General features: G+C 40.5%; 8 protein-coding genes. 1 reads left to right on the top strand and 7 read right to left on the bottom strand.

Annotated elements, in window-relative coordinates; genetic code table 11:
• Positions 1-3: 3 nt before the first annotated feature.
• Positions 4-1,341 carry a cytochrome ubiquinol oxidase subunit I gene (locus tag B3139_RS06800; RefSeq protein WP_293881101.1) on the bottom strand — a complete coding sequence of 446 codons (1,338 nt, stop codon included), beginning with the start codon at positions 1,339-1,341 and terminating at the stop codon, positions 4-6.
• 227 nt (positions 1,342-1,568) lie between these two features.
• Between B3139_RS06800 and B3139_RS06795 the strand changes: the two genes are divergently transcribed.
• On the top strand, positions 1,569-2,555 hold the full coding sequence (locus tag B3139_RS06795) for a hypothetical protein (protein WP_293881099.1): 987 nt from the start codon (positions 1,569-1,571) through the stop codon (positions 2,553-2,555).
• 109 nt (positions 2,556-2,664) lie between these two features.
• Here B3139_RS06795 and bglX read toward each other — a convergent pair whose 3' ends face one another.
• The 6 genes from bglX to B3139_RS06765 form a co-directional block, all read right to left on the bottom strand.
• Positions 2,665-4,941 carry a beta-glucosidase BglX gene (bglX, locus tag B3139_RS06790; RefSeq protein ID WP_293881097.1) on the bottom strand — a complete coding sequence of 759 codons (2,277 nt, stop codon included), beginning with the start codon at positions 4,939-4,941 and terminating at the stop codon, positions 2,665-2,667.
• A gap of 167 nt (positions 4,942-5,108) precedes the next feature.
• On the bottom strand, positions 5,109-6,494 hold the full coding sequence (locus tag B3139_RS06785) for a glucoamylase family protein (protein WP_293881095.1): 1,386 nt from the start codon (positions 6,492-6,494) through the stop codon (positions 5,109-5,111).
• A gap of 77 nt (positions 6,495-6,571) precedes the next feature.
• A complete protein-coding gene (locus B3139_RS06780; RefSeq protein WP_293881093.1) occupies positions 6,572-8,002 on the bottom strand; it encodes a RagB/SusD family nutrient uptake outer membrane protein in 1,431 nt (476 codons plus the stop codon).
• A 19-nt stretch (positions 8,003-8,021) separates the two neighbouring features.
• On the bottom strand, positions 8,022-11,123 hold the full coding sequence (locus B3139_RS06775; protein ID WP_293881091.1) for a SusC/RagA family TonB-linked outer membrane protein: 3,102 nt from the start codon (positions 11,121-11,123) through the stop codon (positions 8,022-8,024).
• A 266-nt stretch (positions 11,124-11,389) separates the two neighbouring features.
• The gene (locus B3139_RS06770; RefSeq protein WP_293881089.1) at positions 11,390-14,275 is read right to left on the bottom strand and encodes a helix-turn-helix and ligand-binding sensor domain-containing protein; all 2,886 of its coding nucleotides are present in this window, start codon (positions 14,273-14,275) and stop codon (positions 11,390-11,392) included.
• Between the two features lie 419 nt (positions 14,276-14,694).
• Positions 14,695-15,888: an MFS transporter gene (locus B3139_RS06765; RefSeq protein ID WP_293881087.1), complete on the bottom strand. Its 1,194-nt coding sequence runs from the start codon at positions 15,886-15,888 to the stop codon at positions 14,695-14,697.
• Positions 15,889-16,086: the final 198 nt, after the last annotated feature.

Raw genomic sequence — 16,086 nt, 5'->3', positions numbered from 1 at the left:
TAATTAGGTTAATGCAGGGTAAGTTTCGGGACCTTTTTTAATGATTTTGAGGACTAACATCAGAAATAGTAAACCCAAAAGAATGTACAGACCAACGAATCCCAGAAAGGTGAATAAGGTGTTTCCAGAAGAGACTGTAGGGGATACACCGTCTACCATTCGCATGAGATTATACACAAGCCAAGGTTGTCTTCCAAGCTCGGCCGTGTACCAGCCTGCCGTATTGGCGATATAGGGAAAAGGGATCATAAACATGATAATCCATAATAACCATTTTGTTTGGTATAATCTGTTTCTCCAAAGCAGTAGCACTGCGAGCACCATGACTCCAATGAATATGGTACCAAGACCTACCATGATGTGATAACTATAATAAAGTCCAGGCACGTTCGTTGGGTGTAACGATTGGTCGAATTCATTTAATCCCTTAATTTCTGCATCCCAGCGTTGATAGGTAAGAAAACTGAGGACATTCGGTACGGCTATTTTATTATCCAATTTTTTATTTTCCATGTCCGGTTGACCGATCAGAACAATCTCTGATCCGCCTTTTTCTGTTTTGAAAATTCCTTCCATCCCAGCAAAGGCAGCGGGTTGGTATTTTGCCACATTTTTTGCAGCCAAATCTCCGGTAGGAAAGGCAAGCATCACCGAAGAGATCGCACCAAAGATGACCCCGCTTTTAACGAATATCTTACCAAATTTGCTATGCCTGTCACTGAGCAGATAAAATGCGCCAATAGAAGCAACAAAAAAGGAACTTGTAACCAAAGATGCGGCTTGATTGTGAAGATAGGAGGGCCAGAGCCATGGATTACTGAATAATGCGCTAAAATTATTCAGTATAAATTTGCCGTTTTCAAGAATCTCATAGCCCACCGGATGTTGCATCCAAGAATGTGTGGCTATAATCAGGAAGCCACTGGCCCAGGATCCAATAAAGACCATCAGTCCTGATAGAAAATGGAGCTTATGGCCGAGCAACTTTTCTCCAAAAAGGAACATTCCTAGAAACGAAGATTCTAGGAAAAAGGAGAACATGCCCTCCATAGCTAGGGTCTGCCCAATAATCCCACCGGTAAGTTCCGAAAACTTCGCCCAGTTTGTGCCAAACTGAAACTCCATGGGGATGCCGGTGACAACGCCCATGGTAAAATTAAGGGCGAAGATTTTCATCCAAAATTTTGAAGCGTGGTTGTAATCTTCGTTTTGAGTCTGCAGAAATTTCCATTTAAAGTACACGATCATCAGCGATAAACCCATGGTCAATTGGGGGAAAAGATAATGAAATGTAATAGTAAATGCGAACTGAAGCCGATTGTAGAGAATCATATCTTCCATGGATCCGAAGTTTTGGTTAAAAGACAGCTAAATATAGCCATTTTATTTCCCGATTTAGCTTGGAGCCAATTTATTTTTTGCTAAAAATTGTTCATTTTTATCATTTTCTGAGTTAATTGTAAAATAGTAGAACGATAATCCCTCATGACTCACCATAATCCCTTATTTATCTTATCTTCGTCCGATTTAATGATGGACTAGAAAGGGAGAGAAGAACATAAAGGGAAATGAAGAAAATAATCATTTTGATGGGTGTTTTATTAATACCTGTACTTTTAATTGTCGTAAATAATATCGGTCGCGGAAGAACTGCTAAAGATAATATTGTATTTAGGAGCAAATTATCGGATTACAATCTGTTCAAAGGTAAATTGGCTGATCTTGTGCCAAACGACCAAGGGATTTCCTATGAATTAGCATCTGCCTTATTCACAGACTATGCTGATAAAAAGCGTGCAATCTTTCTTCCCAAAGGGGAAAAAATGAGTGCATCGGACGATGGACTACCCGAATTCCCCAATGGTACTATCATAGCTAAAACTTTTTTCTATTCGGCAGCAAATGTGGTAAAAGGGGCTAAATTACAGCTGCTTGAGACTAGGCTTATTATCAATAAAGATGGGCAATGGAATGCGGCTACCTATCAATGGAATGCAGCTCAAGATGAAGCTTTTCTACTCATGGACAGCGCTTCCGTTCATGTTTCGTTTCTAGACAGCAAAGGTGTCGAAAGACAGACGAATTATATCATTCCTTCGCGGGAGGATTGTATCGCATGCCACCGTCAAGGAAATCATATGCTTCCAATAGGTCCCAAAATAAGAAATATGAACCGTATTGTCCATGTCAATAAAGAACCTATCCAGCAATTGTTATATTTGAGGGATAGGGGTATGCTTGATTTAAAATCGTTGAGTGATTTTAGCGCCCTGCCAAGTTATGATGATGTGACCCGGTCGACACCTGTGCGAGCACGTGCTTATTTGGATCTTAATTGCGCCCATTGTCATAATCCTAAAGGTACCGCTTATATGACTATGCTGGATCTCCGTTACGAAAGCCCCTTGAATGAAACTGGAATTTTGTTGAAACAGGCCAGGATGATTGGAAGAATGTCAACATTAGGAGAGATGCATATGCCCCAAAAGGGAACCACAATCTTGCATGATGACGGAATATCGTTGATCAAAACCTATTTGAAATCTTTAAAATAAAAGGTCTTTTAAAGATGAAGTTGTTAGCATCGACTGACGATCGCCACAGAAAAACAAAGCGGCACTTATTGATTTAAGTGCCGCTTTGTTTTTTTATAGAAAAATAGTTTTAAAGCAATTCAAATTCTTTTTCTTTGACATCGCGACTGTTGGGGCCAATGTACACTTTGAAATTTCCTGGCTCTGCGATATAATTCAGGCTGTTGTCAAAAAATTTCAAATCATCCACGTTAATTTTAAAGTTTACCGTTTTTTGTTCTCCTTTTTTAAGGAATATTTTCTGAAACCCTTTTAGTTCTTTTACGGGACGCGTAACTGATGCGACTACGTCTTGTATATAGAGCTGTATAGTTTCCTCAGCATCATAGTTTCCAGTATTACTGATGTCTATACTCGCTTGTAGCGTACCTTTTTCGTCTATTTTGGTACGGTCGAGACGAATGTCACTATAGGTAAAGGTCGTATAACTTAAACCATATCCAAAAGGGTAAAGTGGCGAATTACTTACATCGAGGTAATTGGATTTGAATTTTTCAAAATCACCTGAGTTTCCGTAAGGTCTACCGGTATTCTTGTGCGCGTAATAGATCGGAATCTGACCAACATTACGTGGGAAAGTTGCCGTAATTTTTCCCGATGGTACAACATCTCCAAATAAGACATCAGCCACTGCTTTTCCAGTTTCTGTTCCACCAAACCAAACATTTAATATCGCGGGCACGTGAGCATCTTCCCATGTGAGCGTCAGTGGTCGACCCGTAAATAGCACAAGAACGACTGGCTTTCCGGTAGCCAACAATGCTTTTAAAAGATTCTGTTGATTTTTTGGAATATCCAGTTCCGATCGACTGGAGCTTTCTCCAGACATTTCCGACGATTCGCCGAGCGCAGCGACGACGACATCGGACTGCTGGGCAACTTTTACGGCTTCTGCAATGATCTCTTCTTCTTTTCGGGGATCACGTGCGATTGTACGGCCAAACATAGTTGCATGTTTTTGGTAATTCGGATCCTCCAACAGATTACTGCCTAGGTGTGTCAGGATATTTACTTTGTTACCCAATACAGCTTTCATGCCCTCAACCAAGGAGGCCGTTTTGTCTAGTTCAGCACTGACACTCCAGGTTCCTGGCATATTTGCTCCTGAATTGGCTAAAGGGCCAATAACAGCGACTGTGCCTGTTTTTTTCAATGGAAGCGCTTGGTTTTCATTTTTCAATAAAACAAATGATTTTGCTGCAATTTCTCTTGCTTTCGCATGATTGTCTTCAGATCCAATCACTGTTTTCGCCCGTTTTTCATCACAATAGCGATATGGATCATCAAATAAGCCTAATTTGTACTTGGCTTCCAAAACAAAACGGCAAGCCCTGTCAATATCTGCGATTTTGACTTTTCCAGCGTCCAAAGATTTCTTTAGCGTCGTAAGAAACCCTTCACCGACCATATCCATATCAACACCCGCATTGAGACTTAAAGCAGACACCTGCTGGAGGTCACCTAGACCGTGTGCCGTTAATTCATTTACCGCTGTATAATCGGTTACGACCAATCCTTTAAAGCCCCATTGTTTGCGTAAAACATCAGTCATTAACCATTTGTTTGCTGAAGCAGGGACACCATTAATATCGTTAAAAGACGTCATAATACTTCCAGCTCCGGCGTCTATTGCTGCTTTGTAAGGAGGTAAATATTCATTGTACATCCGGTGAAGGCTCATATCCGTGCTATTATAATCACGACCGCCTTCGGCTGCACCGTATAGGGCAAAATGTTTGACGCAGGCCATCATGGTGTTGTATGCCGCGAGATTATCACCTTGGAAACCATGGACGATAGCCTCAGCAACCCTTGAGCTAAGATAGGTATCTTCACCTGCACCTTCAGAAATACGACCCCATCGTGGATCGCGAGAAATATCGACCATTGGCGAAAATGCCCAATTGATTCCATCCGCAGTAGCTTCCTCTGCCGCAATACGTGCAGATTGCTGAATTAAATTCATATCCCAAGTAGCGGCAAGTCCCAAAGGAATAGGGAATACGGTACGGTACCCATGAATGACATCCATACCAAAGATAATGGGTATTTTTAAACGGGACTGTTTAATGGCTATCTCCTGTGTTTTGCGGATCTTAGCGGGGGTACTCATGCTGAAAATACCACCGATTTGACCATTTCTAATTTTTGATTCCACATCAGTGGAGACAGTCGTTCCTGTAGTCGCCTCACCACCTGTTACTAGATTAAGTTGTCCAATCTTTTCTTCGACAGTCATCTTAGCCATCAGCTGATCAATGAACTTGTCCATTTTCTGATTGCTTTGAGCCGAACTTGTATGCCAAGCGAGAAATGCAAGAAGGAAAGCACCTACTACTTTTTTCATCTTATTATCTTTTGTTTATGTGCGCATGAATCTTCTACTCTGCGCTACTTAATATTTAGGGTAGATGTTCAATTTTAATTGTTGAACTTTTTGATACTATGCAATGTTATTTTCGTGGTAGGAACCATTTTCAACGTGTGATGGATCGAAAATGATTCCACAGACCACTATTTTAAATAGGGACTTGTAAAACCAAGTTTTTTTAGTCCCTGTTGAATTTCCGGGGCTTGCATAAAAAGATCCCAGATTTTACCAGTTCTATAGTTTTCGATCATCACTATAATAGGTCCCTGATCAATCGCCAGATACCGTTGTGGATACCAATTTGCTGTTTCGCTATACGCGTCGTAATAGCCATATTTACCCCAAATTTTGTCGCCAAGTTGTTTGTCGAGGTATTGTGCAAATTGAATGCTTTCGTGCGGTGTATAGGGAATGGATGATAATGCCGCTGTTGGCGCGATCACGCCAGGATCGTTGTCTGGGTGATGGGCATCATAACCGTTGATGGAATAACTGGCTGTCCAGCCCCATCCTTTAGAGGAACCATAACCCGTGTAGCCTTTTGGGTTTAGATCAGCATAGGCCAAATTTATTTTGGCATGGTTGCTTGTTGCTTCCCAGTAATCTGCATATTGATCTTTTAATCCCTTGGGGCTTAATCCTAAATAAGAATAATGCTCCCAGAAAAGTGGCCCCACTTCGCCTTCTTTGGCATTATGCTTAAGGACGAGTGGAATGTCATATTTTTTAGCTGCTGTTTTAATCGCACCTGATCTTGCCCAGCCCTCATGGTATACCGATGGAGCAATAGGATAAGTAGGCGAGGAGGCTGCTAAGATATAGGTGATCAGACATTCATCATACCCTCTTACCGGGTGATTTTGTTGAAAGTTAAATTTGGGGCTCCAATGCCAATACATGACATTTTGCCCATTTGTATAATGATTCCAATTGATTTCTTTCCATAGCTTGTCAGCCTTTTGGGCAACCTTTTGAGCAGAATCATCTTTATCCTTTAGGTACTCCCGAATGGCAATCAGACCCTGTGCTAAGAATGCGGTTTCAACAATATCGCCGCCATTATCTTTTTCACTGAATGGTTTAGCTGTGCCTAGTTCGCCATCATACCAGTGAGCCCATGCACCTTTGAACCGTTCGATTTTTCCTAAGTAATCCATGATGTGATCCAATTTTTGGACACCTTGTTCTTTGCTGATAAACCCGCGTTCCATGGCGACAATCATCCCCATAAGACCGAACCCACTACCACCTATGGTGACGACGTTACGGTCATTTTGAGGGTAGACACCATCCATATGGATGCGTTCCCTGGCGAGGCCAGAAGTAGGCTCCGCACCTTCCCAAAAATATTGAAATGTGTGTTGCTGAATATTGGTCAATAGCGAATCTTCATTGACGCGGCCTGCATTTGTTGAATCAATTTTTGAGGGATTGTCTGGACTGCTATTGATAGCATTTTGGCACGAACTGCTGAGAATAAGCGCCAAAGCTATACCGGTGAATACGGGATATGCTATTCGTTTTCTCATGGATATGTTGTTTAATTCTTGAAAAAATGTTCAAACGGCCAAAGGCCGTTTGAACGGAGTTACTTTTACTTATATGATTACCAACCGGTATTCTGCGACATTTCTGGAGTTTGGATACGTTGATCTTCCGGAATAGGGAAAAGCATCATTTTCTCCTGGAACGCTTTTCCATTGGCTGCCATGGCTGCTTTAGCCTGTTTTGTACGAATGAGATCAAACCAGCGGTCGTGCTCAAATGCCAATTCAAGGCGTCTTTCTTTCCAGATCAATTGACGGAGCTGTGCCTGGTCTGTTGTTGTTACATTAGGCAGTTTCACACGAGTACGAACAGTGTTTAACGCTGTGAGTGCCTCACTGTTATTTCCTAGTTCATTCGCAGCCTCAGCAAGGATAAGGTAAATTTCGCCCAGACGAAGGTAACGTACATTTTTATCACCATCAGCTGCACCTCCGTTTGCAGAAGAATACGCTTTTTCATTGTACATCGGATTCTCTACACCATTGTCAATCAGACGACCGTCGTAAAGAGTTTCACCCCTGAAAATAATCGTTGCATCGCGACGGATATTATCTTTTTCGGCATTGAAGGCATCCAATAGGTTTTGGCTTGGAATATTAAAACCCCAGCCTAAATTGACGGCTCCACCACGAGGCGCCTGTACCTGACTATATTGTTGGATGCCGTGAGCAATGGAAGTACCACGGGCTTGCCATTCAAAGAGTGATTCCGGACCATTTTCTCCCGCTAATCGCCAAATCGTTGCATAATCCGGCTCAAGGCTGTATCCACCTGATGTAATGACAGTCTTAGCCATATCAGCCGCTTGTTGCCATTTGCTTTGGTACAAATATACCTTCGATAGCAATCCTTGTGCAGCCCCTTTGGTCGCTCTGCCTAAATCTTTTGCTGCATAAGCAGATTTGATAGGTAGGTTGTCAATAGCAAATTGTAGATCTGCTTCAATATAGGCATACACTTCAGCTGCAGGTTCTCTCTTTATATAATCTCGTTCTTGGATAGGCACATCACCCCAACCCCGTACAAGATAAAAGTAATTCAAAGCACGAAGAAAACGGGCTTCAGCAATTAATCTATTTTTATAGGTTTCATCAGTTAAACCGTAATTTTCAGTATATTCTATGGCTCTTGTCGCGCGACCAATAGATTTATACCAACGCGCCCACATGGAAAGAAAGGATCCAGTTGTTGAGGTATAGGTTAGATTGTCTAAACTTAGTTTATCGCCGCCAGCATCGGTTTCAGAGCTGCCTTTATCTGCATTATCAGAAATCATTTCTGTAATGCCTATATACGAAAATGAGTAATCCCAGTCGGTAAACATGCCGTAGATTCCATTGACATATTGCTCTGGTGTATAAATTTCTTCACTATCCTCAGCTTCAACCAGTTCCTTTGAGGGTACATCCAGGAAATTATTGTCTTTGCAGCTCTGTAATGCAATTCCTGCAGTGAACATGAGCGCTATATAGAGTTTGTTAATTTTCATTGTTTTCAAAACTAATTGATTAAAATTGCATGTTAAGTCCAAATAAGAAATTACGGGTAGTTGGATAAGCTGAAAGCTCGATACCAGACGTAAGGTTTGGACTGCCATCGCCTGCCAGTTCAGGAGAGAAACCACTGTAATTTGTAAATATAAATGGATTTTGTGCCGTCACATAGAGTCTCAGCTTAGATTTTGAACTATAAAGTTTGTTGAAGGTGTAGCCAAGAGTGATATTATTGATTCGGAAGTAAGCTCCTGATTCAAGAAAATAGTTAGAGGCCCAGTATGCTCTTTCAGCACCAGGATGTTCATTGGTTGAACCTGCGCCAGTCCAGCGATTTTCAAAAGTCGACAGGGCAATATTCTCCCCAGCATTGGAGCGTACACTATTTAAACCGTTGTAAACCTTATTGCCGGCAACACCATAACCCGAAACATTGAAATCGATCATTTTATAATTCACACCTATATTAATGCCGTATGTGGAGGTTGGTAGGAATGAGCCAAAGAATTTTTTATCACGAGAGTCAATTACACCATCACCATTTTGGTCTTTGTATTTCAGGTAGCCCGGCTTCGCAACTCCAAAAGATGGTGTGCTAGCGACATCTGCGGCGTCTTGATACACACCATTTGTCTCAAACATCCACCACGCATAGATGGGTTGTCCAACACGTAGCCGTTTGGTGATTTCGCCATTATTTAAGCTACCTCCTGTAGCACCGTCAAAAGTATAGACTACCTCAGTAACCTTGTTTTTATTATAAGCATAATTCACGCCTACAGTATAGCTAAAATCGGGACTTATATTTTTGTTCCAATTCAATGCCACTTCCAGACCTTGATTCAGCACTTTGGCACCATGCGCATAATAATTTTTCTCATCTGGAGCAGAGTAAAGTGGCGTTACATCAAGAATGGTGTTGGTATTAAACTTATGGTAATAGTCAACCGATCCTGAAAGCTGATTGTTTAAGAATGCAAAATCTAATCCAGCACCAGTTTCCCTGGTTACTTCCCAGGTCAGATCTACGGCAGGAGTACCTTTTGCACTTCCGTACACCATATTTTGTTCAGGGCCGAGTACATAATTGTAGTTTGCGCTTTCCGGACTTGATAAGATCGTGGAAACATTTAATGGAATATCTTGATTTCCTAATTTACCCCAATTTCCGCGCACTTTTAGTAAATTGATCCAAGTAGCGTCTTTCATGAAGCTTTCATTGGTGACGGTCCAGCCCAATCCAACAGAAGGGAAAGTACCCCAGTATTTTCCTGTATTACGAAATACACTTGATCCGTCACGGCGCAAAGTAGCTGTTAAGTAGTATTTACTATCGTAATTGTATTGTAGTCGACCAAAATAGGATGCTAATGCCCTTGGTGTGTAATTGGTTTGTAAGGAGACTATACCGTAATCATTAGTACCTTTGGCTAAGTTAATATTCCAATATTGCTCTTGTTCCGGTACATTGTAGCCTGTTTGGCTGCTCATACTGTTGATATCGTATTTTTCACGCGACATACCAACGACGGCTTCGATATTGTGCTTGTCAAAACTTTTGTTGAATGTCAGGAAGTTTTCGAATGACCAGCGAAATTGCTCAAGATTCTCGTATTTTAAGCTGTTGTCGACATACTCAACGGCCTTGGGATTATCGGCTTTTAATTGGTTGAATCTAGCTTCATCCAACAATGTGTTGGCATTTAACCATTGATCTTTTACGTTATTAAAAATCCGTTGTTTTGAGTAGAATTTATTCCCGCCGATACGCGAGTTGATTTTTAAATAATCGGTTATTTTGAATTCGCCTTCCATACTTCCTTGTAGACGGAATGTATTTGTTCTTTCATTTTGGCGGAGAACTTCATAAACTGGATTACCAATAGAGTTTAAATTTCCAATAGGTTCCCCGTTGGCTGCGTCAATGCCAGCCACTCCCGTTTTTGTATTTACGCGACCAAGACCATAGCGGCCATTGTCAAACATGACTGGAGCAAGCGGCGATTGACGATAAGCGGTAGTAAAAGCACTATATGGTTTTGGTGTTGCGTTAGTTAAAGTAAGATTTAAATTTTGACTGAATTTTAGACGATTGTTTAAAAATTTATAAACATTGTTGTTGCGTACTGTATTTCTCACAAATTTAGAACCATCAAGAATACCATTTTCGGTATAATTGTTTGCAGACACAAAATAGTCCACTTTTTCTGTTCCTCCAGAAAGATTGACAGCATTATTAAAGACAGAACCTGTGCGTAACAACTCATCATACCAATCTGTATTATATTTTTGTTTCTCGGCTAAGAGGTAAGATGCATTAGTCGAGGTAAGGTATTCATTGGCAAATATTCTAAACTGATCAGCATTGGCCATTTTTACGCGATTGAGAACGTTCTTAATGCCTGCAAAGCTTTCGTAATTAATACTTGTCGTTCCAGTTTTACCTTTCTTTGTTGTTACAATGATGACACCATTTGCAGCCCGAAGACCGTAAATTGAAGCCGAAGACGCATCTTTCAAAACATCCATGGATTCGATATCGGATGGATTGATATTATTGATGTCCGTCTGTGCGATACCGTCAACAATATAGAGTGGATTTCTGCCTCCAAGCGCTGTACCCAGACCTCTGATGATGACGTTCGGTGACGATCCCGGAGCTTCGTTGGCAATGATATTGATACCGGCAGCTTTGCCCTGTATAGATTGCATGGCTGACATGGCCGGTTGCTTGGTGATATCGGACGATTTCAATGAACTGATCGATCCGGTTAGATCGGCTTTCTTTTGCGTACCGTAACCGATAACCACAACCTCTTCCAATGCTTGATTCTCATTTTCTAAAAATACATTCAGCTGTGTTTGGTTGCCGATGTATACAGTTTGTTTGCGATAACCGAGAAAATTAAAGACTAGAGAATCTGTAGGAGCGGCGTTAATCTGAAATTTCCCCGTTGCGTCGGTTTTCGTAGATACAGCTTTCCCTTTAATACTAATGGTTACGCCAGGCATGGATATCATGCTTGAGCCATCTTTGACCACTCCTTGTATAGAAGTTTGTCCATAGGCAACAGAGACGACCATGGAAGTCAAAAATAATGCGGATAGATTCCTCATATCGTAAATTTTTGGTGTTTGTTTAAAATACAGTTGGTTATTTCCCTGAGGCAAATATGTTGATGTAGTACAACATTCCCAAAATTTAACATTTGCACATCACTACTACACGAAAATTTCCCCTGCTCAATCGTGTTTTATGTGTATGTTATTATTTTGATAATCAATTTTTTAAATTGTTTTTTTTGATGAAATAACACACTCTTTAGTGTGTTTTATACACTAAAGAGTGTGTGTGGTAATGATGTAGTGTTTGCAAGGAGAATTTAACGTTCTAACAGAAATTCAGATAGGTTCTTGTCTGTTGGAAGTCCTAGTTTTTTGCGTAATCTATAGCGTCTGATCTCGACGCCGCGCGTACTAATGTTGAGCAACGAAGCGATTTCCTTACTCGACATATTGAGCCGTAAATAGGCGCATAGCTTAAGGTCATTGGGGACTAGATCAGGAAACTCCTGCTTCAATTTTTTGAAGAAGTTTTCATGCGATTCATTAAAACTTCTTTCAAATATATGCCAGTCACGGTCGTCATTATGGGCATCGTCTATGAGCTTATTGATTTTTTTCAGCTCATCCGAACTCAGTTTGTTCCCATCCGCATCTTTAAGCTGTTTAAGTTCGTCGTGCAAGTTGTTCAACATCTCATTTTTGTAGACGATATTGAGTGCTGCATTCGCCAATTCTTTGTTTTTTAATTGAAGCTGGTCTTCCAATTGTTGGTTTTTCAGTTTGATCCAGTCTTTTTCCTTTTTTTCAGCTTCGCGTTCCAAAGCAATCTTTTTTTCTTCGAGCCATTTTCGCCGTATTTGAAACTGACGCCTACGCTCACGTTGAACATTAAAGATATAAGCAAAATATAGAAGTATTAAAACAGCAAGTGTGTACAAAGCCTTTGCCCACCAGGATAGATACCAGGGATGCTGAATTGTGAAGGAGTATGATTGGATTTCAGAAACCATCCCCATATTATTTTTTGCCCTTATTTTAATTTGGAATTTTCCATAGGGCAGATTTGTGAAATCCTGGTAGGCAGTCTCACTCCATTCGGACCAATTGTCTGAGTATCCCTCCAGATAATATTGATATTGAAGCGGTGAAGATGAGTAATAGGGGCTCGAAAAGCTAATTCTAAGGTTATTGTCTGAAGACGATAATTTAAATGTTGAATCTGGAAAGATAGCTTGTCCGGTGGTCAAGTTGATGAGCTGTGCTATTTGCGGAAGTGGCAACCTATGTTTTTGTGATTTGTCTGTATGTCGATAGATCGCAAACCCATCATCTAGCCCGATGAGGTAGTATTGATTTTCAATAGGAAGGATGTTTTCATAGTTATTCATCATACGGTCCTGTAGTGGACTTAATAGGTTGGAGTCAATGTGTAATTTACCCTTGCTATCAAAATCTACTTTGGCAATTTTAGTCTTCTGAATAAACCAATAACTGTTTGTGTTGATCGGTATGATCTTATTCGAGTTTTTATAGGTACCTAGTGCGGCGTTCAATTCATTCGCATAACTGAATCTCTTTACAATATTGTCGAATTGAAGGAATCCGCTGTCAGTGGCGAATACAAGATTATTTTCTAACGTATACACCCCTTTAAATTGTCTCTTCGAGGCAATACTGTCCTGTTTGCAGGAGAATAATATATTTGCCTGTTGAAAACTCGGGTCAAATCCGATAAGTTGTAGTTGTCCCCAGTCTCCAATCCAAAAGGAATGAGTATCCTTTTGGGCTAAAAATCGAACGGGCTCCTTAATACCCTCAAATTGCTGCACAAATTGTAATTGCATACCATCGAAGGTAAATTTTGAAAGACCGGTATAATTTCCTTGCAGGATATTTCTCGTGCCAAATATAGGTTTGAAAATCCACCCCCCGGTGATCTGTGAAATCTTTTCTAGACGGCCGTTAAGTAGCTTAAATGTTCCATCGTTGTGGCCACAGATGAGTTCATCACCGAATAGTGCTAACGTCCAAACCTGGCCATTTGAATTTGGGACCTGAGTGAAGTTTAATGCATTGTAATTGTTCAATCCCTTCCATTCACTGGAAAATAATCCTTTATTGGTACCCAGGTAGATTTTTCCCTGATAGATAATAGATGTATAGACCGTGCCAATTTTTCCAATAAAATCTGTATAAAATGAAATAGGGGAGTTGATTTCAATACGATCGATACCATTATCCAGTCCTACCCAGATATTCTTTTGGTTGTCTTTGACGATACTGAGCACCGTATTGTTTTGCAGCCCATTGTTTTTATTGATGTGTTGAATGACTTGGCCATCCTTGTTGATAATGATAACGCCGTTCTGGATGGTGCCAAAGGCGTATTGTCCATCATAGAGGTAGATGCCATTATTTACCTGTGATTGGCTCAATAGCTGATTTGCAGGAACCGACCAAGGTTCGATAGTTCCGTCGGCTTTCATCAGATAAAGGCCGTTTCGTGCGGTGGCGATGAGCGAAGTATTTGTGTCGAAAGGCAATAGGGCAAGGACGTTTTTATCTTTTAAGACGTCTTTGCCTTTGATTGGAATCAATTTACCCTGTCTAAATTCATGCAGACCACTGGGTAGTTGTTCGAAAAACAACTTTTCATTAAGCTGATGTGGGAATAAAAAAGGCTCTCCTTTTGCCGTTAACTGCCTTATCGTATTGTTTTCCCAAATATAGGATTTGGAAAAGGTATGGAAAAATACGCGCTGGTCTTCCACAATGATTTTCCAGATTTCTTCGTTTGGAAAATAGGTCTTGTCGCGTACCAGCCTCGAAAGACTATGATAAGTCAAGTTTCCAAAAGGCTTAGCAGTCCAATAACCAAATTCTCCTCTGCCACCGGTATAAATTTTACCATCTTTACCTATCGAAACACTTCGGACGGTGGAATGGTTTGGTAGCGGAAAGATACGCCAGTACTGTCCGTCAAATTGTAATAGACCTTCAGTATTTGCACTATAGATACGGCCATCTTTGTCTACTGCCAACGACCAGTTTTGATTTCCAGCCTTGTATTGGTCTTTTTTGAATTGTTTAACAAAAGGTGTACCTGTAGGTATGATGGTCTGGCAATAGCTGCAGTTTGGAAAAATAAATAAAATGGTGCAAAACCAAAAGATATAGACGTTCCTATATTTTTTTATTGTCATCGACTCCCTCACTTAAAATTGATTTGGGGTACAATATATCGATTTTATTGGAGAATTGGTAATCTCCGAGCTCATATAGCACTTGAAAATCTCCTTAAGACATCCCTCTTGTGCTGGGGAAAAAAATCATTTGGTTGATCCTACGTATTTCTTTTGATATTTCGATTTTTAATAGCTGGGGTACGGCACAAAAGACCAGAATAAGTGCTACCGGGGATATTAAAAAATTAGGAGAAAAAAAAGGTTTTCAAACGGGGAGAATGAAAACCTTCAATAACCAATTATAAACCTAAATTATGATGATACAAATATAGTTGTTTTTGATACTAAGTTAAAAACAATTCATCTTGTATGTGTATTTTTGTGGTCAAACGACTACAGGGGGTCTGTGTTTTCTGTGTGTAAGACTCATTCAACAACTAGCTGCTCTTGACGAGCTTATTTATCACATATAAGGTGATCAAACCCAATATGGAAAATACGCCATATCCTAATCCAATCTGAAACTGAGTAGCAGGGTTTACTAGACTCACGGTGAGATAGCTGAGTGAAGATGTGAGCAGGTAGGTTATTCCGCCTACTAGTCCTCCGGCAATACCAGCCGACAATGGAAATCTTCCCAAACAGTAGCTGAAATAATTGTTAAAAACGAATCCGGCAGTACAATGTACTGCAAATGCAAAGAACGTAAGCGTGTATAAATTCGCTTTATAAAGTGAAACGATCAGCATGCCTATGATGAGCAATATTTGAATAAAGTTGGCAATTCTCAGTTTGGGTATCAATGCCTTTTTGATCAATGCTTTTCCAATAAATCCACCACACATCCAGGCTAAACCCATAATAAGGGAGATGTAGCCAGTGGTAATCGCGCTATATCCCAGTTGATGCTCAATAAAGAAGGGGCCACTGAGATTGTAGAACATGACCAGGCCATAGGATATGCCGCACATGAATATGCCGAAGGTAAAATCGATGCTTTTTAGCATCATTTTAAACTCGCTAATCAAATAATCGATGTGAAGGGGCTTTTTCTGTCTGATTGTTTCCCTGGAAAAGATCAGTTCAAGTACAAAGAGCACAGCACTATATGCAGCCAGAACAATAAAGTTGGAACGCCAGCCAAATTGTGTTTGGAGGTGACCACCGATAAAGGGAGCCACAATCGGTCCGATCGACCAGACGATGGTCATGATACTCAGGTAGTGCTTACGCTGTTCACCGTCGTAGACATCTACAAAATAGGCTCTTTTGGAGATGACAACAAATGCCGATAAAATTCCCTGTAAAATCCGCATTAGGTAGATAACCCAGATATCCTGCGTGTGTGCCGTGACCCAAAAACTGATAATAAAAAGAAAAAGTGAAATGAGGTTAATGCGATACCTTCCCCAGGCATCCACCAATGCTCCTGTGAAGAACTGAGCGATACCATAACTAATTAGAAAAAGCGAAAGCGTCAATTGAATTTTGCTTTCATTTAAGCCAAGTTCCTGCGCCATTTGTGGCATTGAAGGAAGATAAATATCTGTGGCAAGCCCGGTAATCGGAACAAGTGCAAATGCAAGTATTGTCGGTATAAATGACTGTTGTGAGGTAGTGTTTTTTTCCATCCTTTAAAAATTTTTATTTGTTTTCCGTCGCTACGGACGTTCACGCTGCCTTAAATAGCGGGCATGTCACGGAAGGGTGGAGATTAATGCTATTTTCAAAAATTTCATGACGCAAAGTTATAAAAAGCAAACCTTTCGTTCTGTCCACTATTTTCCTTGCTTGGTCATTGATTCGTCAAATAAGAATAGGGGGTAAAA

It is taken from the genome of Sphingobacterium sp. UBA1498, from assembly GCF_002325125.1.
Lineage (GTDB): Bacteria > Bacteroidota > Bacteroidia > Sphingobacteriales > Sphingobacteriaceae > Sphingobacterium.
The sequence above is the reverse complement of the archived record's forward strand: the minus strand, read 5'-3'. Positions and strand labels throughout refer to the sequence as shown.

What these genes read in the sequence shown, in the direction of transcription:
- B3139_RS06780 (WP_293881093.1), bottom strand. Translation starts at nt 8,002, where the DNA reads ATGAAAATTAACAAACTCTATATAGCGCTCATGTTCACTGCAGGAATT.
- B3139_RS06795 (WP_293881099.1), top strand. Translation starts at nt 1,569, where the DNA reads ATGAAGAAAATAATCATTTTGATGGGTGTTTTATTAATACCTGTACTT.
- B3139_RS06800 (WP_293881101.1), bottom strand. Translation starts at nt 1,341, where the DNA reads ATGGAAGATATGATTCTCTACAATCGGCTTCAGTTCGCATTTACTATT.
- B3139_RS06770 (WP_293881089.1), bottom strand. Translation starts at nt 14,275, where the DNA reads ATGACAATAAAAAAATATAGGAACGTCTATATCTTTTGGTTTTGCACC.
- B3139_RS06775 (WP_293881091.1), bottom strand. Translation starts at nt 11,123, where the DNA reads ATGAGGAATCTATCCGCATTATTTTTGACTTCCATGGTCGTCTCTGTT.
- B3139_RS06785 (WP_293881095.1), bottom strand. Translation starts at nt 6,494, where the DNA reads ATGAGAAAACGAATAGCATATCCCGTATTCACCGGTATAGCTTTGGCG.
- B3139_RS06765 (WP_293881087.1), bottom strand. Translation starts at nt 15,888, where the DNA reads ATGGAAAAAAACACTACCTCACAACAGTCATTTATACCGACAATACTT.
- bglX (WP_293881097.1), bottom strand. Translation starts at nt 4,941, where the DNA reads ATGAAAAAAGTAGTAGGTGCTTTCCTTCTTGCATTTCTCGCTTGGCAT.